Origin of the sequence: Citrobacter sp. RHBSTW-00017 (assembly GCF_013797615.1) — a bacterium.
Classification (GTDB): Bacteria; Pseudomonadota; Gammaproteobacteria; order Enterobacterales; family Enterobacteriaceae; genus Citrobacter; species Citrobacter braakii.
The window spans coordinates 774,958-796,173 of sequence record NZ_CP056899.1 but is presented as its reverse complement, the minus strand read 5'-3'; the positions used below and the strand labels follow the sequence as shown (position 1 = coordinate 796,173).

20 protein-coding genes, 2 pseudogenes and 1 riboswitch are annotated in these 21,216 nt (G+C 52.2%); of the genes and pseudogenes, 10 read left to right on the top strand and 12 right to left on the bottom strand.

Translation table 11 applies throughout. The features are described from left to right. Positions 1 to 15: 15 nt before the first annotated feature. From yqiA to nudF, 4 genes are read right to left on the bottom strand one after another with little or no spacing between them, the layout of a single operon-like run. Positions 16 to 597 (bottom strand): esterase YqiA, encoded by a 582-nt coding sequence (gene yqiA, locus HV037_RS03850; RefSeq protein WP_003024575.1) that lies wholly within the window; start codon positions 595 to 597, stop codon positions 16 to 18. Then, positions 597 to 1,424, bottom strand: a complete 828-nt coding sequence (cpdA, locus tag HV037_RS03845; RefSeq protein WP_016154517.1) for a 3',5'-cyclic-AMP phosphodiesterase — start codon at positions 1,422 to 1,424, stop codon at positions 597 to 599. The genes yqiA and cpdA overlap by 1 nt, the downstream gene beginning before the upstream one ends. A 24-nt stretch (positions 1,425 to 1,448) precedes the next feature. Then, the gene (locus HV037_RS03840) at positions 1,449 to 1,871 is read right to left on the bottom strand and encodes a DUF1249 family protein (RefSeq protein WP_016154518.1); all 423 of its coding nucleotides are present in this window, start codon (positions 1,869 to 1,871) and stop codon (positions 1,449 to 1,451) included. Continuing rightward, complete coding sequence (gene nudF / locus HV037_RS03835) at positions 1,868 to 2,500, bottom strand: ADP-ribose diphosphatase (RefSeq protein WP_016154519.1); 633 nt, start codon at positions 2,498 to 2,500, stop codon at positions 1,868 to 1,870. Before nudF ends, HV037_RS03840 begins: the two co-directional genes overlap by 4 nt. A gap of 205 nt (positions 2,501 to 2,705) precedes the next feature. Between nudF and tolC the strand changes: the two genes are divergently transcribed. The 3 genes from tolC (at position 2,706) to HV037_RS03820 (ending at position 6,178) form a co-directional block, all read left to right on the top strand. Continuing rightward, positions 2,706 to 4,187 (top strand): outer membrane channel protein TolC, encoded by a 1,482-nt coding sequence (gene tolC, locus HV037_RS03830; protein WP_181022927.1) that lies wholly within the window; start codon positions 2,706 to 2,708, stop codon positions 4,185 to 4,187. Positions 4,188 to 4,334: 147 nt separating this feature from the next. Next, positions 4,335 to 5,012 carry a DUF1190 family protein gene (locus tag HV037_RS03825; protein WP_016154521.1) on the top strand — a complete coding sequence of 226 codons (678 nt, stop codon included), beginning with the start codon at positions 4,335 to 4,337 and terminating at the stop codon, positions 5,010 to 5,012. A 5-nt stretch (positions 5,013 to 5,017) separates the two neighbouring features. Beyond that, positions 5,018 to 6,178, top strand: a complete 1,161-nt coding sequence (locus tag HV037_RS03820; protein ID WP_019077698.1) for a glutathionylspermidine synthase family protein — start codon at positions 5,018 to 5,020, stop codon at positions 6,176 to 6,178. An 87-nt stretch (positions 6,179 to 6,265) separates the two neighbouring features. On the opposite strand, the gene ygiD is transcribed toward HV037_RS03820, so the two are convergent. After that, positions 6,266 to 7,054 (bottom strand): 4,5-DOPA dioxygenase extradiol, encoded by a 789-nt coding sequence (ygiD, locus tag HV037_RS03815; protein WP_016154523.1) that lies wholly within the window; start codon positions 7,052 to 7,054, stop codon positions 6,266 to 6,268. A 147-nt stretch (positions 7,055 to 7,201) separates the two neighbouring features. On the opposite strand from ygiD, the gene zupT reads away from it, so the two are divergent. Continuing rightward, the gene (zupT, locus tag HV037_RS03810) at positions 7,202 to 7,975 is read left to right on the top strand and encodes a zinc transporter ZupT (RefSeq protein ID WP_016157488.1); all 774 of its coding nucleotides are present in this window, start codon (positions 7,202 to 7,204) and stop codon (positions 7,973 to 7,975) included. A 65-nt stretch (positions 7,976 to 8,040) separates the two neighbouring features. Here the strand turns inward: zupT and HV037_RS03805 are convergent, their stop codons facing one another. Continuing rightward, positions 8,041 to 8,217, bottom strand: a complete 177-nt coding sequence (locus HV037_RS03805) for a hypothetical protein (RefSeq protein WP_016154525.1) — start codon at positions 8,215 to 8,217, stop codon at positions 8,041 to 8,043. Between the two features lie 397 nt (positions 8,218 to 8,614). Between HV037_RS03805 and HV037_RS03800 the strand changes: the two are divergent. Beyond that, positions 8,615 to 8,920, top strand: a pseudogene (locus HV037_RS03800) (aryl-sulfate sulfotransferase N-terminal domain-containing protein); the annotation flags it as partial. Positions 8,921 to 8,933: 13 nt separating this feature from the next. On the opposite strand, the gene HV037_RS03795 reads toward HV037_RS03800, so the two are convergent. Continuing rightward, positions 8,934 to 9,631, bottom strand: a protein-coding gene (locus tag HV037_RS03795) for an IS1 family transposase (RefSeq protein ID WP_223274117.1) whose coding sequence is annotated in 2 segments (ribosomal slippage) — positions 8,934 to 9,382 and positions 9,382 to 9,631 — 699 coding nt in all. Because the reading frame shifts where the segments join, the coding sequence is not laid out codon by codon here. A 57-nt stretch (positions 9,632 to 9,688) separates the two neighbouring features. On the opposite strand from HV037_RS03795, the pseudogene HV037_RS03790 reads away from it, so the two are divergent. From HV037_RS03790 to dsbI, 3 genes and pseudogenes are all read left to right on the top strand, one after another. Continuing rightward, positions 9,689 to 11,188 (top strand): annotated as a pseudogene (locus HV037_RS03790) (aryl-sulfate sulfotransferase); the annotation flags it as partial. 23 nt (positions 11,189 to 11,211) lie between these two features. Next, on the top strand, positions 11,212 to 11,880 hold the full coding sequence (locus HV037_RS03785; RefSeq protein ID WP_019077701.1) for a thiol:disulfide interchange protein DsbA/DsbL: 669 nt from the start codon (positions 11,212 to 11,214) through the stop codon (positions 11,878 to 11,880). 14 nt (positions 11,881 to 11,894) lie between these two features. Beyond that, a complete protein-coding gene (dsbI, locus tag HV037_RS03780) occupies positions 11,895 to 12,572 on the top strand; it encodes a protein-disulfide oxidoreductase DsbI (protein ID WP_103284243.1) in 678 nt (225 codons plus the stop codon). A gap of 83 nt (positions 12,573 to 12,655) precedes the next feature. Here the strand turns inward: dsbI and ribB are convergent, their stop codons facing one another. After that, complete coding sequence (gene ribB / locus HV037_RS03775; protein WP_016154529.1) at positions 12,656 to 13,309, bottom strand: 3,4-dihydroxy-2-butanone-4-phosphate synthase; 654 nt, start codon at positions 13,307 to 13,309, stop codon at positions 12,656 to 12,658. 106 nt (positions 13,310 to 13,415) lie between these two features. Then, positions 13,416 to 13,565, bottom strand: a riboswitch (FMN riboswitch). A gap of 132 nt (positions 13,566 to 13,697) precedes the next feature. Here ribB and ubiK point away from each other — a divergent pair. Continuing rightward, positions 13,698 to 13,994: a ubiquinone biosynthesis accessory factor UbiK gene (ubiK, locus tag HV037_RS03770; protein ID WP_003024618.1), complete on the top strand. Its 297-nt coding sequence runs from the start codon at positions 13,698 to 13,700 to the stop codon at positions 13,992 to 13,994. A gap of 34 nt (positions 13,995 to 14,028) precedes the next feature. On the opposite strand, the gene glgS is transcribed toward ubiK, so the two are convergent. The 4 genes from glgS to HV037_RS03750 all read right to left on the bottom strand — a co-directional run bounded on the left by glgS (position 14,029) and on the right by HV037_RS03750 (position 20,303). Continuing rightward, positions 14,029 to 14,235: a cell surface composition regulator GlgS gene (gene glgS, locus HV037_RS03765; RefSeq protein ID WP_019077704.1), complete on the bottom strand. Its 207-nt coding sequence runs from the start codon at positions 14,233 to 14,235 to the stop codon at positions 14,029 to 14,031. Positions 14,236 to 14,542: 307 nt separating this feature from the next. Beyond that, a complete protein-coding gene (gene hldE, locus HV037_RS03760; RefSeq protein ID WP_016157492.1) occupies positions 14,543 to 15,976 on the bottom strand; it encodes a bifunctional D-glycero-beta-D-manno-heptose-7-phosphate kinase/D-glycero-beta-D-manno-heptose 1-phosphate adenylyltransferase HldE in 1,434 nt (477 codons plus the stop codon). A 59-nt stretch (positions 15,977 to 16,035) separates the two neighbouring features. Continuing rightward, the gene (glnE, locus tag HV037_RS03755; RefSeq protein ID WP_049041399.1) at positions 16,036 to 18,876 is read right to left on the bottom strand and encodes a bifunctional [glutamate--ammonia ligase]-adenylyl-L-tyrosine phosphorylase/[glutamate--ammonia-ligase] adenylyltransferase; all 2,841 of its coding nucleotides are present in this window, start codon (positions 18,874 to 18,876) and stop codon (positions 16,036 to 16,038) included. Positions 18,877 to 19,001: 125 nt separating this feature from the next. Beyond that, the gene (locus HV037_RS03750; protein ID WP_181500188.1) at positions 19,002 to 20,303 is read right to left on the bottom strand and encodes an inorganic triphosphatase; all 1,302 of its coding nucleotides are present in this window, start codon (positions 20,301 to 20,303) and stop codon (positions 19,002 to 19,004) included. 241 nt (positions 20,304 to 20,544) lie between these two features. Between HV037_RS03750 and HV037_RS03745 the strand changes: the two genes are divergently transcribed. After that, positions 20,545 to 21,165, top strand: coding sequence for a TIGR04211 family SH3 domain-containing protein (locus tag HV037_RS03745; protein WP_016154533.1), 621 nt, complete (start codon positions 20,545 to 20,547; stop codon positions 21,163 to 21,165). The last annotated feature ends 51 nt before the right edge of the window (positions 21,166 to 21,216 follow it).

Genomic DNA, 21,216 nt, shown 5'->3' with positions numbered 1-21,216 from the left:
AATTCGAATTGATCGTCAGAAACTGTGCAGTCCAAGGAAATCGACAATCGGGTTGAAATAATCTTCGAAGCCCGTGAATGCGTGGTTTCCGCCCTCAATAACTGTCTGGCGGCAGGAGGCGTAATACGCCACCGCCTGGCGGTAGTCCAACACTTCATCGCCCGTTTGTTGAAGCAGCCAGATCAAATCCGGCGCTTCCAGCGGGTCAATCTGCATGACTTTAAGATCGTAAATATGGCGTGACTCTAGCACATATTGCTGCCCCGTGTAGGGGTTCTCGTTTTGACCGAGATAGTCGACCAGCAGTTCATAAGGTCGGACAGCAGGGTTCACCACCACCGCGGGCAGCATAAAACATTGCGACAGCCAGGTGGCGTAATAGCCTCCTAGTGAGGAACCGACAATTCCCAGCGACTCTCCGCCATGTTCGAGAATGATCGATTCCAGCATCTCTGCGGCCTGGGCCGGATACGGTGGCAACTGGGGTACGATCATCTCAACGTGCGGATGATGCTCCGCCAGCCAGTTTTTCAGCAAACATGCCTTCGCCGAACGAGGAGAACTATTAAATCCGTGAAGATAAAGAAGCGTAGACATCAGTAGCCTTCTGAAGCGGTATCAGGGTGGAACCGATTACCCTGCAGACGGCGTACCTGAGTCTGCAACGTCCCGTCAGCAAAAAGCTCCAGCGTCCGCCAGCCGGGGCTGATGGTATCTAACGTGAAGTTTGAACAGTGTGGCTTAAACTGCACACAGGTCGACGGCGTCGCCAGCAGGCGGCGTCCGTTCCAGTCCAAATCCAGTTCCTGATGAATATGCCCGCACAACAAATACTTGGCACGAGGATAATTCACCAGCACGTTATCCAGCTCTGCGGCATTACGCAGGCTATGCTGATCGAGCCAGCTACAGCCTGCTGGCAGAGGATGATGATGCAGAAGCAGCAAAGTATTGCGCTCAGGCGCATCGGCAAGTTTACGTTCCAGCCATTCGAGCTGAAATTCGCTTAATTCACCGTGGGGAACGCCGAACACCTGGCTGTCCAACAACAGGATTTGCCACTGTTCACCAATAAAGACGCGTTTAGCGGGTGAGATCCCCGCGTCCTGTAGCGCGCTGTACATTGCCGGCTGAAAATCGTGATTGCCCGGTAGCCAAACGCAGGGCGCACGAAAGCTTGCGATGCCCTCAGCAAAATGCTGATAGGCCGCAGCGGATTGGTCCTGCGCCAAATCACCAGTCGCGACGATCAGATCGTATTCAGGCGACTCTGCATGTATTGCATCCAGTACGGATTGATAGCTGTCCCAGGTGTTTACACCCAGCAGCGTTTCATGCTTTTCGGCAAACAGGTGAGTGTCTGTAATTTGTAAGATCCTGACTCTGGCCTCACCAGCCAAAGGAAGGGTTAACAGGCTTTCCAAATGGTGTCCTTAGGTTTCACGACGCTAATAAACCGGAATCGCCATCGCTCCATGTGCTAAACAGTACCGTAACCAGTCGGCCAGAAACTGATTAATTTGATGCTTTTCGTCGCGTTGATGCAACTTTTTATTTGGATAATCATACCGCGCTTTGAAGCGAAAGATCTGCTGACTCGAACACACTTCAGCCACCCTCGCGTCATGATACAGGCGGACTGTCAATGACGGCAGGCTCCAGTAAGTGACCGCGGGTGCCGTTTGTTCGATCGCGACAAGCGTAGTGTATCGGGTCGATTCAACGATCGTTAACCGATATTGTGCGTTTGCGACCTGATAGCTCACTGTTTCATCGGCTGCGTCATTACGCGGCAGCAGACGGCGCAATTGCGAATAGTTGGTTTCGCACAGGCGCATCATTTCAGGGAAGTCAGGTGTGTAACGCTTCATTTTTTCCACTCAGTTTTTAACTCTTGATAGTGCAGCTGTAACCATTGCAAGGCGATGACAGAAGCCGCGTTGTCGATTTTCCCCTCTTCAACCCATTGATAAGCCTGCTCCCGGCTCACCACATGAACACGAATATCTTCGTTTTCATCAGCCAGACCGTGGATCCCGCTCGCGGTCGTGGCGTCCACTTCGCCAACTAAAATAGACAGGCGCTCACTGGTGCCGCCAGGGCTTGCCAGATAGCTCAGAACGGGCTTGGTACGTTTAACTTCCAGCCCGGCCTCTTCCATCGCTTCACGACGAGCCACATCCTCAACGGTTTCGCCCTCTTCAATCATTCCGGCCACCATTTCCAGAAGCCACGGGCTTTCGCTGGTATCAAACGCCGCGATACGGATCTGCTCGACCAGAACAACTTCGTCCCGCTCAGGGTCAAAGGGTAGCAAGACTGCCGCGTGTCCGCGCTCAAAAATTTCGCGCTTTACCTCACCACTCATACCGCCGTTAAACAGGCGATGGCGGAACCGATAAAGATCCAGTGAAAAAAAACCGCGGTATAGCGTTTCTCGTGCAATAATTTCTACATCATTTTTAGTGAAAGTCATTGGCAAGTTGTCTGGTTTACGCATTGTGCTGTCCTGAAACCAATAGTGATTAAAATGTGAATTTCAAGGTCGTTTGACTGATGTTTGAACGCCCTTGTGTTAAATTGATGCAAATTAACGCCGTATGGCACGTAACGCCAACTTTTTGAAGTGGCGGATTCTGCTAGAATCAGCAAATATTTTTACAATTTGATCAGCGCTAAATACTGCTTCACAACAAGGAATGCAAATGAAGAAATTGCTCCCCATCCTTATCGGCCTGAGCCTGTCGGGGTTCACTACTTTGAGCCAGGCAGAAAACCTGATGCAGGTTTATCAGCAAGCACGCCTGAGCAACCCGGAATTGCGTAAATCCGCCGCCGATCGCGATGCTGCATTCGAAAAAATTAACGAAGCGCGTAGCCCATTACTGCCGCAACTAGGTTTAGGTGCCGATTACACCTACAGCAATGGCTACCGTGATGCAAATGGCGTCAACTCCAACGCAACCAGCGCGTCATTACAATTGACTCAGACGCTGTTCGACATGTCTAAATGGCGTGCCCTGACGCTGCAAGAAAAAGCAGCAGGCATCCAGGACGTAACGTATCAGACCGATCAGCAAACGCTGATCCTGAATACCGCTACCGCTTATTTTAACGTACTGAACGCGATTGACGTGCTGTCTTACACTCAGGCACAGAAAGATGCGGTCTATCGTCAGTTAGATCAGACCACACAGCGTTTTAACGTGGGCCTGGTCGCCATCACTGACGTACAGAACGCCCGTTCACAATACGACACCGTGCTGGCGAACGAAGTGACCGCGCGTAACAATCTCGACAACGCGGTAGAACAGCTGCGCCAGGTGACCGGTAACTACTACCCGGAACTGGCTTCGCTGAACGTTGATGGCTTTAAAACCAACAAACCGCAGGCGGTGAACGCGCTGCTGAAAGAAGCAGAAAACCGCAACCTCTCATTATTGCAGGCGCGTTTGAGCCAGGATCTGGCGCGTGAACAGATTCGTCTGGCGCAGGATGGTCACTTACCGACGCTGGGTTTGACCGCCTCTACCGGCGTTTCTGACACTTCTTATAGTGGATCTAAAACCCGTGGTGCAACCGGCTCTCAGTACGACGACAGCAACATGGGCCAGAACAAAATCGGTCTGAACTTCTCACTGCCGCTGTACCAGGGTGGGATGGTTAACTCGCAGGTGAAACAAGCGCAGTACAACTTTGTTGGCGCGAGCGAACAACTGGAAAGCGCGCACCGCAGCGTGGTGCAAACCGTGCGTTCTTCGTTCAACAACATTAATGCTTCTATCAGTAGCATTAACGCGTACAAACAAGCGGTTGTCTCTGCCCAAAGCTCTTTAGATGCGATGGAAGCAGGCTATTCCGTAGGTACCCGTACCATCGTGGATGTGTTGGATGCCACCACCACGCTGTACAACGCCAAGCAGCAACTGGCGAATGCGCGTTATACCTATCTTATCAACCAGCTTAACGTCAAATCTGCGCTCGGTACGCTGAACGAGCAGGATCTGGTGGCGCTGAACAATACGCTGGGTAAACCGATCCCGACTTCTCCGGATAACGTAGCGCCGCAAAATCCGCAGCAAGATGCCGCTGTGAATGACTTTAACAGCAACGGCAATATGCCTGCGGCTCAACCAACGGCTGCACGTTCAACCAGCAGCAACGGTAACAACCCGTTCCGTAACTGATGCTGATGACGGGGCTTCGGCCCCGTCTGAACGTAAGGCAACGTAAAGATCCGCCCCTTCTTCCGCATTCTCGCCTCTTCCCGCTTCAATTTCGACCAGTCATCCTCTATTCTGAGCAGAGTTACCACTGGGTCCTGGAAGACATAAATGAAACGGACAAAATCTATACATCACGCCTCGTTCCGCAAAAGCTGGAGCGCGCGCCACCTGACTCCTGTCGCTCTGGCAGTTACCGCTGTTTTTATGCTCGCGGGCTGTGAAAAGAGTGACGAAACGGTTTCGCTTTATCAGAACGCGGACGACTGCTCTGCAGCTAATCCGGGTAAAAGCGCCGAATGTACCACCGCGTTTAACAATGCGCTGAAAGAAGCTGAACGCACCGCGCCAAAATACGCCACTCGCGAAGACTGTATCGCTGAATTCGGCGAAGGCCAGTGCCAACAGGCACCTGCACAAGCGGGCATGGCGCCGACCGGTGAAGGCCAGGCTCAGGCGCAGAATCAAAGCAGCGGCAGCTTTTGGATGCCGCTGATGGCAGGCTATATGATGGGCCGCATGATGGGTGGCGGTATGGGCGCTCAGCAGCCGCTGTTCAGCTCGAAAAATCCGGCCAGCCCGGCATACGGCAAATATACGGATGCCGGCGGCAAAAACTACGGCGCCGCAACGCCAGGTCGCACCATGACCGTACCGAAAACCGCCATGGCGCCGAAACCGGCTACCACCTCTACCGTAACCCGCGGCGGATTTGGCGAATCTGTGGCTAAACAGAGCACCATGCAGCGTAGCGCAAGCGGTACTACCACTCGTTCAATGGGCGGCTGATCGTCATGGAAAGAGTCAGTATTGTTGAGCGCCCGGACTGGCGCGATAAAGCCACCGAATACGGTTTCAACTTTCACACTATGTACGGCGAGCCGTACTGGTGTGAGGATGCGTATTATAAGCTCACGCTTGCTCAGGTCGAAAAGCTGGAAGAGGTCACCGCAGAGCTGCATCAAATGTGTCTCAAAGTGGTGGAAAGGGTCATCGCCAGCGATGAGCTGATGACCAAGTTTCGCATTCCGAAGCATACCTGGGGCTTTGTCCGCCAGTCCTGGCTGACACAGCAGCCGTCGCTCTATTCGCGTCTCGATCTGGCGTGGGACGGCACGGGCGAGCCTAAGCTGTTAGAAAACAACGCCGATACGCCAACCTCTCTGTACGAAGCTGCGTTTTTCCAGTGGATCTGGCTGGAGGACCAACTCAATGCAGGCAACCTGCCGGAAGGCAGCGATCAATTCAACAGTCTGCAGGAAAAGCTGATCGAGCGTTTCGCCGAGCTGCGTGAGCAGTATGGTTTTCAGTTGCTACATCTGACCTGTTGTCGCGATACGGTGGAAGATCGCGGAACGATCCAGTATCTGCAGGATTGCGCTGCCGAAGCTGAAATCGCCACTGAATTCCTCTATGTCGAAGATATTGGTCTTGGTGAAAAGGGTCAGTTCACGGATATGCAAGATCAGGTCATAGCTAACCTGTTCAAGCTCTATCCGTGGGAATTCATGCTGCGCGAAATGTTCTCCACTAAGCTGGAAGACGCTGGCGTTCGCTGGCTGGAACCAGCCTGGAAGAGCATTATCTCTAACAAAGCGTTATTACCGCTGTTGTGGGAAATGTTCCCGGATCATCCGAATCTGCTGCCTGCGTATTTCGCCGAAGATGACTATCCTCAGATGGATAAATTCGTCGTAAAGCCGATCTTCTCACGTGAAGGCGCGAACGTTTCAATTATCGAAAACGGTAAAACGATCGAAGCAGTGGAAGGGCCGTACGGCGAAGAAGGTATGATCGTGCAGCAATTCCATCAGCTACCGAAGTTTGGCGACAGCTATATGTTGATCGGCAGCTGGCTAATCAACGATCAACCAGCTGGCATTGGCATTCGCGAAGACCGCGCGTTGATCACGCAGGATCTCTCGCGTTTCTATCCGCATATTTTTGTCGAATGACTGAGAGTGCCGGGTGGTAGCTGCGTCTTACCCGGCCTACAGCACGAACTGTAGGCTCGATAAGCGCAGTGCCATCGGGCGCATTTATCATCCGACCTGCACCGACAACATACTCAAACTTCCCATCTCAATCCCGTCAACAGGAATAGTCACCGGCTCTTTGCCGTCCCAGGCACCTAATACATACAGCAGCGGCAGATAGTGATCCGGTGTCGGGTTCGATAACGATCCCCCTTCATGATCGAGATAGTTCACCAGCGGGTGCTGTTCAACCGGTCCCTGCCATGTCAGGTTTGCTTTAACATATTCGTTGAATGAGGTCGCCCACGGATATGGCGTGTTCTCTCCGTGCCAACGCGCAGTGCGCAGGTTATGCACCACGTTACCGCTGGCTACCAGCATAATGCCCTCATCACGCAGTGCCGCCAGCTTGCGGCCAATTTCAAAATGCCAGGCCGCAGGTTTGGTACTGTCAATGCTCAGCTGCACCATCGGAATATCCGCATGCGGGTACATCTTGATCAGCACGCCCCATGAACCGTGGTCAAAACCCCACGCCTCTTTGTCTAAGGTAACGGGCACCGGGGCCAGCAAGTCAACCAGATGCTGCGCCAGTTCCGGTGATCCAGGAGCCGGGTAATGGGTGTCATACAGCGCCTGCGGAAAACCGCCAAAATCGTGGATCGTTTTCGGCGCTTCCATCGCCGTCACGCCCGTGCCACGAGTGAACCAATGCGCCGAGACCACCACAATGGCTTTCGGGCGCGGCAACGTTTCCCCCAGTTGCTGCCAGGCGCGGGTATAAACGTTATCTTCCAGAACATTCATCGGGCTACCGTGACCCAAAAACAATGCTGGCATACGAGTTGAAGACATGATGATATCCTTACTGAGGGAGTCATTTTGATACCACCACAATACGCTTATTCGGCTGATGAAGAACTCAGATAACCATGATGAAGATCATCAGTTATTTTGACGATCCAACCCGGACAGCAGATTGATAAGGAGTTTTATTTGTCGATGTCAGTACCTTTACTTCTGACTTTACTGGCAGGCGCCGCCACGTTTATCGGCGCATTTCTCGGCGTGTTAGGGCAAAAACCCTCCAACCGCGTACTCGCCTTTTCGTTAGGCTTCGCCGCAGGGATTATGTTACTGATCTCACTGATGGAGATGCTCCCAGCCGCACTGGCTGCTGAAGGCATGTCGCCGGTATTGGGCTACGGAATGTTTATCGTTGGCTTACTGGGATACTTTGGCCTGGACCGCCTATTGCCGCACGCGCACCCTCAGGATCTGGTACAGAAAACCACGCGGCCACTGCCCGGCTCCATTAAACGTACCGCGATTTTATTAACGCTCGGCATTAGCCTGCACAACTTCCCGGAAGGGATAGCGACGTTTGTTACCGCCAGCAGCAACCTCGAGCTGGGCTTTGGTATTGCCCTTGCCGTCGCATTACACAATATTCCTGAAGGATTAGCCGTTGCGGGTCCAGTCTATGCAGCCACGGGCTCCAAACGTACGGCGATATTCTGGGCCGGGATCTCGGGCATGGCGGAAATCCTGGGTGGCGTACTGGCGTGGTTAATTCTGGGGAGCCTGATCTCGCCGGTAGTGATGGCGGCAATAATGGCAGCAGTCGCAGGAATTATGGTAGCGCTGTCCGTCGATGAGCTAATGCCGTTGGCAAAAGAGATCGATCCGAATAATAATCCCAGCTATGGGGTACTTTGTGGAATGTCGGTGATGGGATTAAGTCTTGTCATCCTCCAGTCCATGGGGATCGGCTAATTCAGAGGGCGGATGCCACCCTGCTAATTTACAGCATCCGCTCATCCATAGCAGAACGTGAAGGACTATTCCTGTTCCTTAACCGCGCTGTTATCTTCGCCAGAACGACGAAAGAGTTTGTTTCGCGCCTCGAGTAATGCATCCCGGTCTTGCCGAAATGCCCGACAATAACGCTTCATATGGCAATAATAACCAACTGCAACGAGTGCAATTAATACAATCCAGTACCAGGCGATAAACATTCTTTTACCCTTAAAATTTAACATCATTAAACATTTAACGTTAAAATTTTACACAACCTTATTCTGACATACTCCTATAGTGGCATATTCCAAAAACAAATATATGATTTCGATCATATAAACCAGCAGCTATGCAAATAGTTAACACCGTTATAAAAAATAAAACAATGTCGACAAGATCACACTGCGCAATAATAAATATTGCCCTTAAAATAACGCACTCATACCATCCAAAAAATAATAAAAATTAGCGCCTGCAAAATAATACACCTCATCAATATTAATATATTCACCATAAAAGTAGCATCGGCAATACCATTTTTTATTATATTCACATCGTAAAAACATAATATATTCAGCACTGTTATATTTAAAGATAATATAAGGAGATATATCCATGTTTACACAGTACCGAAAAACACTTCTAGCCGGAACGCTTGCACTGACGTTTGGCTTTGCCGCAGGGAATTCATTTGCCGCAGGTTTCCAACCAGCCCAGCCCGCAGGAAAATTGGGTGCGATAGTCGTTGACCCATACGGAAACGCCCCTCTTACCGCACTGGTTGAATTAGATAGTCACGTTATTTCGGATGTTAAAGTCACCGTTCATGGTAAAGGTGAAAAAGGAGTCCCAATTACCTATACCGTCGGCAAAGAATCCCTCGCCACCTACGATGGGGTTCCTATTTTTGGCCTTTATCGGTAATGACTCCAACTTACTGATAGTGTTTTATGTTCAGATAATGCCCGATGACTTTGTCATGCAGCTCCACCGATTTTGAGAACGACAGTGACTTCCTGCCCAGCCTTGCCAGATGCTGCCTCAGATTCAGGTTATGCCGCTCAATGCGCTGCGTATATCGCTTGCTGATAACGTGCAGTTCTCCCTTCAGGCGTGATTCATAAAGCGGCCAGCCATCCGTCATCCATACCACGACCTCAAAGGCCGACAGCAGGCCAAGAAGACGCTCCAGCGTGGCCAACGTGCGTTCACCGAATACGTGCGCCACAACCGTCCTCCGTATCCTGTCATACGCGTAAAACAACCAGCGCTGGCGTGATTTAGCGCCGACGTAACCCCACTGTTCGTCCATTTCCGCGCAAACAATGACGTCACTGCCCGGTTGTATGCGTGAGTTTACCGACTGCGGCCTGAGTTTTTTAAGTGTCGTAAAATCGTGTTGAGGCCAACGCCCATAATGCGTGCACTGGCGCGACATCCGACGCCATTCATGGCCATATCAATAATTTTCTGGTGTGTACCGGGCTGAGAGGCGGTGTAAGTGAACTGTAGCTGCCATGTTTTACGGCAGTGAGAGCAGAGATAGCGCTGATGTCCGGCAGTGCTTTTACCGTTACGCACCACGCCTTCAGTAGCTGAACAGGAGGGACAGCTGATAGAAACAGAAGCCACTGGAGCACCTCAAAAACACCATCATACACTAAATCAGTAAGTTGGCACCATTACCGCCTTTATCAAAAGTTCGCTAATAAGGTCACCGTTGAATATAAAGAAAATGGCAAGGCCATCAAGGAAGATTACGTGGTGCAAACATCTGCCATCGTTAATCACTACATGGATAACCGTTCTATTTCCGATTTACAGCAAACAAACGTTATTAAGGTCGCACCTGGCTTTGAAGACCGTCTCTATCTGGTGAATACCCACACCTTTACCGCGCAGGGCGCAGAATTCCACTGGCATGGTGAAAAAGATAAAAATGCCGGTATCCTGGATGCTGGTCCGGCCGGTGGCGCATTACCCTTTGATATCGCACCCTTTACCTTTGTCGTTGATACGGAAGGCGAATATCGTTGGTGGCTGGATCAGGACACTTTCTATGACGGTCATGACATGGATATCAACAAGCGCGGTTACCTGATGGGGATACGGGAGACACCGCGCGGCACCTTCACCGCCGTACAGGGCCAGCACTGGTATGAGTTCGATATGATGGGCCAGATTCTGGCCGACCATAAGCTGCCGCGCGGATTCCTCGACGCATCGCATGAGTCCGTCGAAACGGTGAACGGCACCGTACTGCTTCGCGTGGGTAAACGTGATTATCGTAAGGAAGATGGCATTCACGTACAAACTATCCGCGACCAGATTATTGAAGTCGACAAATCCGGTCGTGTTGTTGACGTGTGGGATCTGACAAAAATTCTCGATCCGATGCGTGATGCACTGCTGGGTGCGTTGGATGCGGGCGCGGTATGCGTCAACGTGGACCTCGCTCATGCCGGCCAGCAGGCAAAACTGGAGCCAGATACCCCCTACGGTGATGCCCTCGGCGTGGGTGCGGGTCGTAACTGGGCGCACGTTAACTCCATCGCCTTTGATGCCAAAGACGACGCCATCATTATCTCTTCCCGCCATCAGGGGGTTGTCAAAATCGGTCGCGATAAACAGGTTAAGTGGATCCTTGCACCGTCTAAAGGCTGGAATAAGACGCTGGCAAGCAAGCTGTTAAAACCGGTTGATGATAAAGGCAACGCACTGAAATGTGATGAAAATGGCAAGTGCGAGAATACCGATTTCGATTTTACCTACACTCAACACACCGCATGGCTCTCCAGCAAAGGAACGCTTACCATTTTTGACAACGGCGATGGCCGCGGACTCGAACAACCGGCGTTACCAACAATGAAATACTCCCGTTTCGTCGAATATAAAATTGACGAGAAAAAAGGGACCGTCCAGCAAATTTGGGAGTACGGAAAAGAGCGCGGTTATGATTTTTATAGCCCTATCACCTCGGTTATCGAATATCAAAAAGATCGCGACACCATGTTTGGCTTTGGTGGTTCGATTAATTTATTTGACGTTGGACAGCCAACCATCGGCAAAATCAACGAAATTGACTACAAAACAAAAGAAGTCAAAGTCGAAATTAATGTCCTGTCCGATAAGCCAAATCAAACTCACTACCGTGCATTGCTGGTTCATCCACGCCAAATGTTTAAATAATTACATTAGATTAAGGATTAATTATGTCATCTAAATGGATCACTTCATTATTTAAAAGCGTGGTATTAACCGCCGCGCTTGCCTCACCGTTTGCAGCATCAGCGTTTACTGAAGGCACTGATTATATGGTTCTGGAAAAACCAATTCCCAATGCCGATAAGACGTTGATCAAAGTATTCAGTTACGCCTGCCCATTTTGCTACAAATATGATAAAGCCGTGACAGGGCCCGTGTCAGACAAAGTCGCCGATGTCGTTACTTTCACTCCGTTTCATCTGGAAACCAAAGGGGAATACGGTAAGCAGGCCAGTGAAATCTTTGCCGTAATGATTGCCAGGGACATGGCTGCAGGTATTTCATTGTTTGACGCCAAATCACAGTTTAAAAAAGCCAAGTTCGCTTATTACGCCGCCTACCACGATAAGAAAGAGCGCTGGTCAGAGGGTAAAGATCCCGCCTCATTCATCAAAACAGGGTTGGATGCAGCGGGCATGAGCCAGGCTGATTTTGACGCGGCATTGAAGGATCCAGCCGTCCAGCAAACGCTGGAGAAATGGAAAGCAGCATATGATGTCGCCAAAATCCAGGGCGTTCCGGCTTACGTCGTCAATGGTAAATACCTGATCTACACCAAAAATATCAAATCTATTGATTCCATGGCTGAGCTTGTCAGAGAGCTCGCGAAAAAATAAACAGGGACCCGGCTATGGCTTTCATAAAAGGATCGTGGCGAGACTTACGCAATACACCGGTTGATACCCTGGTGAGATGGCAGGAACAGCGCTTTCTGTGGCTGTTGATGGCTTGCGCAATGGGTGGATTGATTATTCTGGCGCACTCGTTCTTCCAAATCTATCTCTACATGGCCCCCTGCGAGCAATGTGTCTACATTCGTTTTGCCATGCTGGTGATGGTTTTTGGCGGATTGATTGCGGCAATCAACCCCAAAAATGTTGTTCTGAAGCTCATCGGTTGTATCGCGGCATTTTACGGCAGCATCCTGGGCATTAAGTTCTCCATCAAACTTAACAGCATTCATTATGCTGTACATAACCCGGACCCGGATTCGCTGTTTGGCGTACAGGGATGTTCCACCGATCCGACATTCCCTTTCAATTTGCCTCTGGCCAACTGGGCACCGGAGTGGTTTAAACCCACAGGAGATTGCGGCTATGACGCTCCCATCGTTCCCGACGGCGTGGCGCTCAGCAGTACGCAAAAGTGGTTTGTCGATCTGTACCAGCAGTCAGAAGGCTGGTATCTGATCCCGCCTTGGCATTTTATGAACATGGCGCAGGCCTGTTTGTTGGCCTTTAGTTTGTGCTTACTGTTGCTCATCATTATGAGCGGCGCATGGGCATTAAACCGGGTGAGAACCAAATAATCGGAGCAAGAAACAAAAAAACCGAAGCCTGGAAGATGGCTTCGGTTTTTTATGCTTACCGCGACTAACGTGGTAATTTGCGATTAGCTGGCTTTGCGCTCATGCGCCTGACGGTAAGCCACCAGGTCTTCAATAGTAACTACCGCCATATTATGCTTGCCGGCAAATTCGATACATTCTGGCGCACGCGCCATGGTGCCATCGTCATTGGTCAGTTCGCACAGCACGCCTGCCGGTTTAAACCCTGCCAGCGTCATCAGGTCGATGGTTGCTTCAGTGTGACCACCGCGGGTCAACACGCCACCTGCCTGAGCACGCAGCGGGAAAACGTGCCCCGGACGGTTAAGATCGGAAGGTTTAGCGCCATCCTGAATTGCCGCACGCACCGTAGTAACACGGTCCGCAGCGGAAACGCCGGTGGTCACGCCTTCTGCGGCTTCAATGGTGACGGTAAAACCGGTACCGTAAGCGCTGGTGTTATTTTCCACCATCATTGGCAGATCGAGCTGTTTGCGTCGGTCTTCAGTGATGCACAGGCATACAATACCGCTGCCGTGACGGATGGTCAGAGCCATCTGTTCAACAGTCATGGTTTCTGCCGGGAAAATCATATCGCCTTCGTTTTCACGATCTTCGTCGTCAAGCACCATCACACCGCGTCCTTCACGCAGCGCAGACAGCGCAAGTTCAACACGTTCGAAAGGCGTACCAAAAGAGGAAAGTAGCGTCTGATTCATGGTAAAAAAACCTCACTAAAATTATGGTTACCAGAATCAGGGCAGTCTTAGGAGTACCGTCTAAGCGGCAAAAAAATAACGTGAGCGGGTCCATGCCCGACTGGATCGTTACTCTCTCCCATCCGGACTCTAACCGTCGGCCCCGGAATTACACCGGATCTGCTGACCTTTGAGTTTGCACCCAAAGCGCTCGCGGGCTTTCAACCTGAGTTGATTTACCGCCGGTGGGGAATTTCGCCCCGCCCTGAGAATAAGCGGGTTAACTATAACGCTATTGATTACCTTCATCAACGCCTTTGCTCGTCTTAGCTTCACACAATTCTGGTTTATGCCTGTGCCAGTTCGCACTACAATAGGCAACAACACGTACCAGTTCAGGGAAACCACAATGATTGACCCGAAAAAAATTGAGCAGATTGCTCGTCAGGTTCACGAGTCGATGCCGAAAGGGATCCGCGAGTTTGGCGAAGACGTCGAGAAGAAAATTCGTCAAACGCTGCAGTCACAGCTGACCCGTCTGGATCTGGTAAGCCGTGAAGAGTTTGATGTACAGACTCAGGTTTTGCTGCGTACCCGTGAAAAGCTGGCGCTACTTGAGCAACGTCTGACTGAGCTGGAATCGCGTGAAAAAACGGCAGAAGTTAAACCTGCTCCCGCGATCCCGTCAGTCGATCCGCAAGAGTAAAAACGACAACGGGCCGCAAGGCCCGTTTTTTCTGTTAGTGTTCCAGTTCTAGCTTCCTGGCCTCCGTCGCCTGCTGGCAGTACAGCGCATAGCGTTTGCAAAACCAGCTACGATGTTCTTCATCCATATTCCCAGTTATCGCCTGGATATCTACGGGATGGCCCTCAGCTTGCATCCTGGCAAAACTACGGGCCAGGAAATCGAAATTGTTCATTGAATACATATTGCTGTTCATGAGCATACCCTCCAGTTATTGAATATCTGTTAAGGCCATATGCTTTTTCTAATTTCAGTATTTCCCTGGATGCGAAGTTATTCTGTACATATTGTGCGCAAAACCACTGCGCTGGTTCACAGTTTCCCACGAAATCTAAGAGGGGTCGGATTTAAGGTCAGCGTGACGCACGCTTATTGTAACGTCATGTAAAAGTAAATCGGGGGGAGAAATCCCCTCTCCCCTTATTCCTTTACTCTGGGTTGAAGAAAACAGCAGCATCAACAGCAAGAAACGTATCGCATCCAAAAGTTCGATACGTTTCCAGCATTTGTTATTTATCGCTGTCTTTTTGGATCTTCTTGATGATATTGGTCGTTGAGCAGCCATCTTCAAAGTTCAGCACCAGCACTTCACCGCCATTCGCCCACACTTCTTTGCTGCCCGCAATATCTTCCGGCTTATAGTCGCCGCCTTTTACCAGCAGATCCGGCAGGATGCCGGCAATCAGACGCTGTGGTGTGTCTTCTTCAAAAGAGACCACCCAGTCGACGGCTTCCAGCGCGCCCAGCACGATCATGCGCTGTTCCAGCGGGTTGACCGGACGCGTTTCGCCTTTCAGACGTTTGGTCGAAGCATCGCTGTTTACCGCCACGATCAGACGATCGCCCAGCTTGCGCGCATTCGCCAGATAGGAAACGTGGCCAGCATGTAGGATGTCGAACACGCCGTTGGTCATCACCACTTTCTCACCGCGCTTGCGGGCGCTGGCAACGGCCTGTTTCAGCTCAGACTCGCTCATCACGCCAAAGCCAGTGTCGGCCCGACCGCGCACGGCGTTTTCCAGTTCAATCGGGGAAACGGTGGAAGTCCCCAGTTTACCGACGACAACACCCGCTGCGGCATTAGCAAAATAGCACGCCTCTTCCAGAGTGTTCCCCGCCGCCAGCGTCGCTGCCAGCACGCCGATCACCGTATCGCCCGCCCCCGTCACGTCATACACTTCCTGCGCCTGCGTCGGCATATGCAGTGGCGATTTGCCCGGTTGCAGCAGTGTCATACCCTGTTCGGAACGCGTGATCAGCAGCGCGGAAAGGTCGAAATCTGCAATCACTTTCATGCCGCGCTCAACCAGTTCATCTTCGCTTTTGCACTTACCGACCACCGCTTCAAATTCAGACAAATTCGGCGTCAGCAGCGTTGCGCCACGATAGCGTTCAAAATCGGTCCCTTTCGGATCGATAAGCACCGGCACCCCAGCCTTACGCGCCAGAGCAATCATCTGCTGCACGCTTGCCAGCGCGCCTTTGGCGTAATCGGAGAGCACCAAAGCGCCAATGGAGCCCAGAGCCTGGTTAATACGCTCATGCAGTGGCTGCGGATCCACGCCTTCAAAACCTTCTTCGAAATCCAGGCGAATCAGTTGCTGGTTGCGGGAAAGCACGCGCAGTTTGGTGATCGTCGGATGAGTTGGCACAGAAACGAAGTCACATTTTACGTTCACATCCGCCAGCGTTTTGCTCAGCGCACGCGCCGCGTCGTCAATCCCAGTCAGGCCCACCAGACGCGAATTCGCTCCCAGAGAGGCAATGTTCATCGCCACGTTTGCTGCGCCACCGGGACGTTCTTCAATGGTATCAACCTTCACCACCGGAACCGGCGCTTCAGGTGAAATACGGCTGGTAGGACCGTACCAGTAGCGATCTAGCATCACATCACCGACAACCATGACTCCTGCACGTTCAAACTCTGGCAGCGTTACTTTCATTCCTGTCTCCTGAGAGATTCTCTGAGGGTCTTAAAATTTGCGCGCGATAATAGCACACTTCACTCGGCAACCAGCCACTTCTGCCAGCTGTCACGCACCAGCGTACGTTCAGCGTCGAAGTGCTCCGGCGCCACATGGCCCGGAAGTTCCTGCAATGCAAGATGGTGAAGTTCATCACGCAGCGTCGTATAAGCACGGGTAAGCGCCAGCGCTTCCTGCTCATCCATAATGTCGTTTTGCGCCAGTAACTCCAGAATGCGCACGTTATCCGACCAGCGCGTCAGCTTCGGTTTTTCATGCGCATAGCGCAGCACCAGGTATTGCGTAATAAACTCAATGTCGGTGATGCCGCCTTCATCCGCTTTGATATCAAAACGATCGCGATGCTTATTGCCCAAATGGGCCCGCATTTTCTCACGCATTTCGCGCACATCGGTCTGCAAGGTTTTCGCATCGCGGACGAGGGTCATGATATCGCGACGAATCGCATCAAACTGAGAGGTCAACCGTGGGTCGCCGTACACCACTCGAGCGCGCACCAGCGCCTGATGCTCCCACGTCCAGGCTTCGTTGCGCTGGTAATCAGCGAAAGCCTCGGTTGATGTCACCAGCATTCCCGCCGCGCCGGACGGACGCAACCGCGCATCCACTTCATACAAAATACCGGATGAGGTGCGGGTGCTGAAAAGGTGCATAATGCGCTGCGACAGACGCAAATAGAACTGTCGCCCGTCAATCTCACGCTCACCATCCGTCATCACGTCCATAGGACAGTCATGCAGGAAGATCAAATCAAGATCCGAACTGTAGCCCAGCTCCCAGCCGCCCAGTTTGCCATACCCGACGACGGCAAAACCGCGCCCCTCGCGCCCGTCAAGATGAGTGGGTTGCCCGTAGCGAGCGACCATCTGCATCCACGCCTGCTGGACTACCGCATCAATAATAGCTTCCGCCAGCCAGGTTAAGTGGTCGCTCACCTTCATCACCGGCAGCGTACCAGCGATATCTGCCGCGGCAATGCGCAGCAACTGCGTTTGCTTAAACTGACGCAGCGCTTCCAACTGCTGCTCTTCGTCATCTTCCGGCACGCGCAGCAAATACTGACGCAGTTCATCACGGTAGGCATCCGTCGCAGTGGGTTGATACAAGGTGTTCGGATCCAGCAGTTCATCGAGCAACAGCGGATACCGCGCCAGCTGGCTGGCGATCATCGGCGAAGCGGCACATAACGAAATCAGATGCTTAAGCGCTCCGGGGAATTCGCTCAGCAGCTCCAGATAGGTCGTACGGGTCACTATGCCTACCAGCAGCGGTGTGATGCGCGACAGCGGGACTGAGGCGTCGTCACGCGAACAGACATCGCTCAGCAGATGCGGCATTAAGTGATCCAGCACCTGGCGTCCGCGTGGGCCAATGGTGCGTTTATCCAGCTCTTTGCGAAAATCGGCAATCAGAGACAGCACGCGCCGGCGATCGTCATCCGCCAGATGCGTCAGCACCGGCGTGGTGTCATCTTCCTGTAATGCGTCCTGCCACAGTTCACGCCACTGTTCTGAGAGCGACTCTTCCTGGGTTTCTGCTTCGTCATCGCCAATCAACTCGTTAAACACCCGGCGCACGTTGTCCATATGACTGGCCAGCACATCGGTTAGCTGCTGCCAGTCATCGACGTTCATCCCCCACGCCAGCCGCGCGCGGTTCAGTTCATCGCCTGGCAACGTCTGGGTCTGCTCATCATTGATACTTTGCAGCAGGTTCTCCAGACGACGTAAATAGAGATAGGCTGCGCGCAGTTGTTCCGCGTCGGTGTCTGACAGCAGGTGCAACGCATTGATGGCGCTGAGCGTGGGTAACAGCGAGCGGGATTGCAATGACGGCTCGCGCCCACCGCGAATAAGCTGGAATACCTGCACGATAAATTCGATTTCACGAATACCACCCGCGCCCAACTTAATGTTGTCTTTCAGACCACGGCGGCGCACTTCGCGGGCAATCATTCCTTTCATGTTACGCAGAGACTGGATCACGCTGAAATCAATATAGCGGCGGAAAACAAAAGGCCGCAGCATAGCGCGAAGCTCACTGACGTAAGTACCGTCGCAATCGCCCATAATGCGGGCTTTGACCATTGCATAGCGTTCCCAGTCGCGCCCTTGTTCCTGGTAATAATCCTCCAGCGCGGAGAAGCTCAGCACCAGCGGGCCGCTGTCGCCAAACGGGCGTAAACGCATATCAACCCGATAGACAAATCCATCCATTGTGGGCTGATCCAGCACTTTGATGAGCCGCTGGCCCATACGGGTGAAGAACTGGGCGTTATCCAGCTCGCGACGTCCACCCTGCGTACTGCCGTGCTCCGGCCAGGCAAAAATCAGATCGATATCAGAGGAAAAATTCAGTTCGCCGCCGCCCAGTTTCCCCATGCCTAAAATCAGCAGCGGTTGCGCAACACCTTGTGGATTACAGGGCGTACCCCATTCACGACAGCAGGCGGCGTATAACCAGTCACGCGCGGCGACGATCAACGTTTCAGCCAAATGGCTTAGCTGCTGCAAGATACTCTCTTCCGTCACCAGCGACAGCGTATGCGCCCAGGCGATACGCACCATGATGCGACGGCGAAACAGGCGCAGCTCACGCATCAGCGTGTTTTCGTCGCTAACGTCGACCAATGCTTGCTGTAACCAATCAGCATAGTGTTGCCATTCATCCGCCCCGGGTGGCGTGCTTTCCAGTTCGACCAGCCATTCGGGATAGGCAATAATGCTGTCGCGAAAAAAATCACTGAATGTAAGCACTGACTTCGCCTGAATGCTAAGCGAGGACTCAGATATTGCTGCTGGCAGCCGCTCAACAACGGTCGGCCAGTACTGCTGTAACGGTGAAGAGAGCTGCTTCATTTATGGATTATCCTTTGAATAGTACCGGGCAGCGGCATGTTGCCTTATCCAGCCTGCATGACGCTTCCGCCCATCGCGTAGGCCTGATAAGCGCAGCGCCATCAGGCATCCCGGCCTCACCCTGATTATCGTTTTCCGCTGTGCAGCCAGAACGGTTCCAAAGCAATCGCCTCGTTGCGGAAGTGTTCAATTTCAATGTATTGGTTAGCCGCAATGGCGTGACGTAAACCCTGCCAGGTGGCGATCCATTCCGATGCGACATTTTCGTCGTAGTATCCCGCCAGCATCAGCATGCTATCAATATTGCGCGTCAGGCGCGGAAGTTGATCGGCGTACTGATCGCCCAGCGGCTGAGCAAAAGCTGTTTTCAGTTCAGCGGCATGGCGCGAGAGATGGGTATCTGAGAAACGCTTAAAGGAGTCGGCTATTTTACCCTGCGCCTTCGCATCAAGGAACGGCTGCCACCCTTTGGTCACCAGCCATTCGGTCAGCGCCAGCTTGGCCATCGCCGTTTGCGTGCTGTAAACCGCGGAAACGGCAGAAACGTCAGACGCAATGATCGCTTCCGACTGGGTCAGCAAATCACGTAAGTGAGCACTCGCTTTTCGCGGCACATTACCGCCAAACAGCATCAGAATGTGACGCACCAGGCCCATCGCAGCCAGCACCTCGGCTTTCGCCCCTTTGACGCCGCGCACCCACAGCTCTTCATGGTACTGCCACTGTGATAATGCCAGCTCCAGCGCCGCTTCCAGCCCTTGCTCAATACTCGCTTTTGCCGGATCCTTCAAAATGCGCGTCGGTTTGAGTTCACGCGGTGCATTCCCCTGAGCCAGATGATAGCCGCGCGCCGCTTTACTCAGGCTGCCCTGGCGTAAACCGGTTTGCGATACCAGCTGGTTTGCCAGCTTCAATACTGCTCGGGTATCGCCGCTTAACAGCTCCAGTTCAAGCTCACAGATAGGTTCAGCCAACTCGCCCGCTTTCACTTCCCCGAGATCGAGGGCCATTTCAATGCGGCTACCGTCGATATCAAGGTGCCATTTCTCACGGTAAAAATCGGTGCTGAAGAGCGGCTGTACCTGAGAGGCAAGTTCAGCGGGCAGTTCGCCATCAGGCCAGACTTCCGTTGGAAACAGGGAGAGATCCAACTCTGGCGCGTTCAGCGCAACGTTAAACTCCGGCCGCTGATGCAGGCCACCCGTCACTCGTCCGGCAATTTTCATGGTCATTTCGTAATGACCGTTCTCACCGCGAATACGCAGCCCCATATCGTGACCACGCAGCCACGCATCGGGCGTTTCGTAGTAGATATTCAGCAACTGGCTGGGCGCATGATGCTCTCCCCCCAGCGTATTCAGACGTTCACGTAGCGCATCTACAGCGTCACTATTGACGATAAATTTTAATTCGATTTCCTGGGCCATGGTCTTGTACTTATGGGTTATGTCACAGTTGAGAAAACTGACTGCGAACTAAGCTCGTTCTTTATGGTCAGTAGATAGTATTTTGCGCCAAATTGCCATGCAACGAGCAATTTGACGGGCGTAAAAGTTTCGAGTGGTGGCAAAAAGGACACAGATGATTCCGATTGATGTCGAATGCTTTGCGTAGAGACACTGATGCCACTACTATCGTTCCACTTTCTATGACAATAACGACAGCCTGATGCCAAAATTACGCCTGATTGGATTAACTTTACTCGCACTTAGCGCCACTGCAGTCTCTCATGCCGAAGAAAAGCGCTATGTTTCTGACGAACTGAACACCTGGGTCCGCAGCGGTCCGGGAGATAATTATCGCCTCGTGGGTACGGTTAACGCCGGCGAGGAAGTCACGCTATTACAGACCGATGCCAACACTAACTACGCCCAGGTGAAAGACAGCACCGGACGTACCGCCTGGATCCCACTGAAAGAGCTGAACAGTACGCCGAGCCTGCGTACCCGCGTTCCCGATCTGGAAAACCAGGTTAAGACCTTGACCGATAAGCTCAATAATATCGACACCACGTGGAATCAGCGCACCGCCGATATGCAGCAAAAAGTGTCGCAAAGCGACAGCGTAATCGACGGGCTGAAACAAGAAAACCAGAAGCTGAGGAACGAGCTTATCGTGGCGCAAAAGAAGGTCAGCGCAGCCAACCTTCAGCTTGATGACAAACAGCGCACCATCATCATGCAGTGGTTTATGTACGGCGGCGGCGTGCTGGGTCTTGGTTTGTTGCTCGGCTTGGTTCTGCCACACATGATCCCCAGCCGTAAACGCAAAGATCGCTGGATGAACTGAATCGCCTTCTCCGCCGCACTGACATATGATTAAGGGATCATAATTTCAAAA

Excerpts from the sequence above, each read along its gene's own strand:
- yqiA (WP_003024575.1), bottom strand. The coding sequence starts at position 597 with ATGTCTACGCTTCTTTATCTTCACGGATTTAATAGTTCTCCTCGTTCG.
- HV037_RS03840 (WP_016154518.1), bottom strand. The coding sequence starts at position 1,871 with ATGAAGCGTTACACACCTGACTTCCCTGAAATGATGCGCCTGTGCGAA.
- nudF (WP_016154519.1), bottom strand. The coding sequence starts at position 2,500 with ATGCGTAAACCAGACAACTTGCCAATGACTTTCACTAAAAATGATGTA.
- tolC (WP_181022927.1), top strand. The coding sequence starts at position 2,706 with ATGAAGAAATTGCTCCCCATCCTTATCGGCCTGAGCCTGTCGGGGTTC.
- HV037_RS03825 (WP_016154521.1), top strand. The coding sequence starts at position 4,335 with ATGAAACGGACAAAATCTATACATCACGCCTCGTTCCGCAAAAGCTGG.
- HV037_RS03820 (WP_019077698.1), top strand. The coding sequence starts at position 5,018 with ATGGAAAGAGTCAGTATTGTTGAGCGCCCGGACTGGCGCGATAAAGCC.
- ygiD (WP_016154523.1), bottom strand. The coding sequence starts at position 7,054 with ATGTCTTCAACTCGTATGCCAGCATTGTTTTTGGGTCACGGTAGCCCG.
- zupT (WP_016157488.1), top strand. The coding sequence starts at position 7,202 with ATGTCAGTACCTTTACTTCTGACTTTACTGGCAGGCGCCGCCACGTTT.
- HV037_RS03805 (WP_016154525.1), bottom strand. The coding sequence starts at position 8,217 with ATGTTTATCGCCTGGTACTGGATTGTATTAATTGCACTCGTTGCAGTT.
- HV037_RS03785 (WP_019077701.1), top strand. The coding sequence starts at position 11,212 with ATGTCATCTAAATGGATCACTTCATTATTTAAAAGCGTGGTATTAACC.
- dsbI (WP_103284243.1), top strand. The coding sequence starts at position 11,895 with ATGGCTTTCATAAAAGGATCGTGGCGAGACTTACGCAATACACCGGTT.
- ribB (WP_016154529.1), bottom strand. The coding sequence starts at position 13,309 with ATGAATCAGACGCTACTTTCCTCTTTTGGTACGCCTTTCGAACGTGTT.
- ubiK (WP_003024618.1), top strand. The coding sequence starts at position 13,698 with ATGATTGACCCGAAAAAAATTGAGCAGATTGCTCGTCAGGTTCACGAG.
- glgS (WP_019077704.1), bottom strand. The coding sequence starts at position 14,235 with ATGCTCATGAACAGCAATATGTATTCAATGAACAATTTCGATTTCCTG.
- hldE (WP_016157492.1), bottom strand. The coding sequence starts at position 15,976 with ATGAAAGTAACGCTGCCAGAGTTTGAACGTGCAGGAGTCATGGTTGTC.
- glnE (WP_049041399.1), bottom strand. The coding sequence starts at position 18,876 with ATGAAGCAGCTCTCTTCACCGTTACAGCAGTACTGGCCGACCGTTGTT.
- HV037_RS03750 (WP_181500188.1), bottom strand. The coding sequence starts at position 20,303 with ATGGCCCAGGAAATCGAATTAAAATTTATCGTCAATAGTGACGCTGTA.
- HV037_RS03745 (WP_016154533.1), top strand. The coding sequence starts at position 20,545 with ATGCCAAAATTACGCCTGATTGGATTAACTTTACTCGCACTTAGCGCC.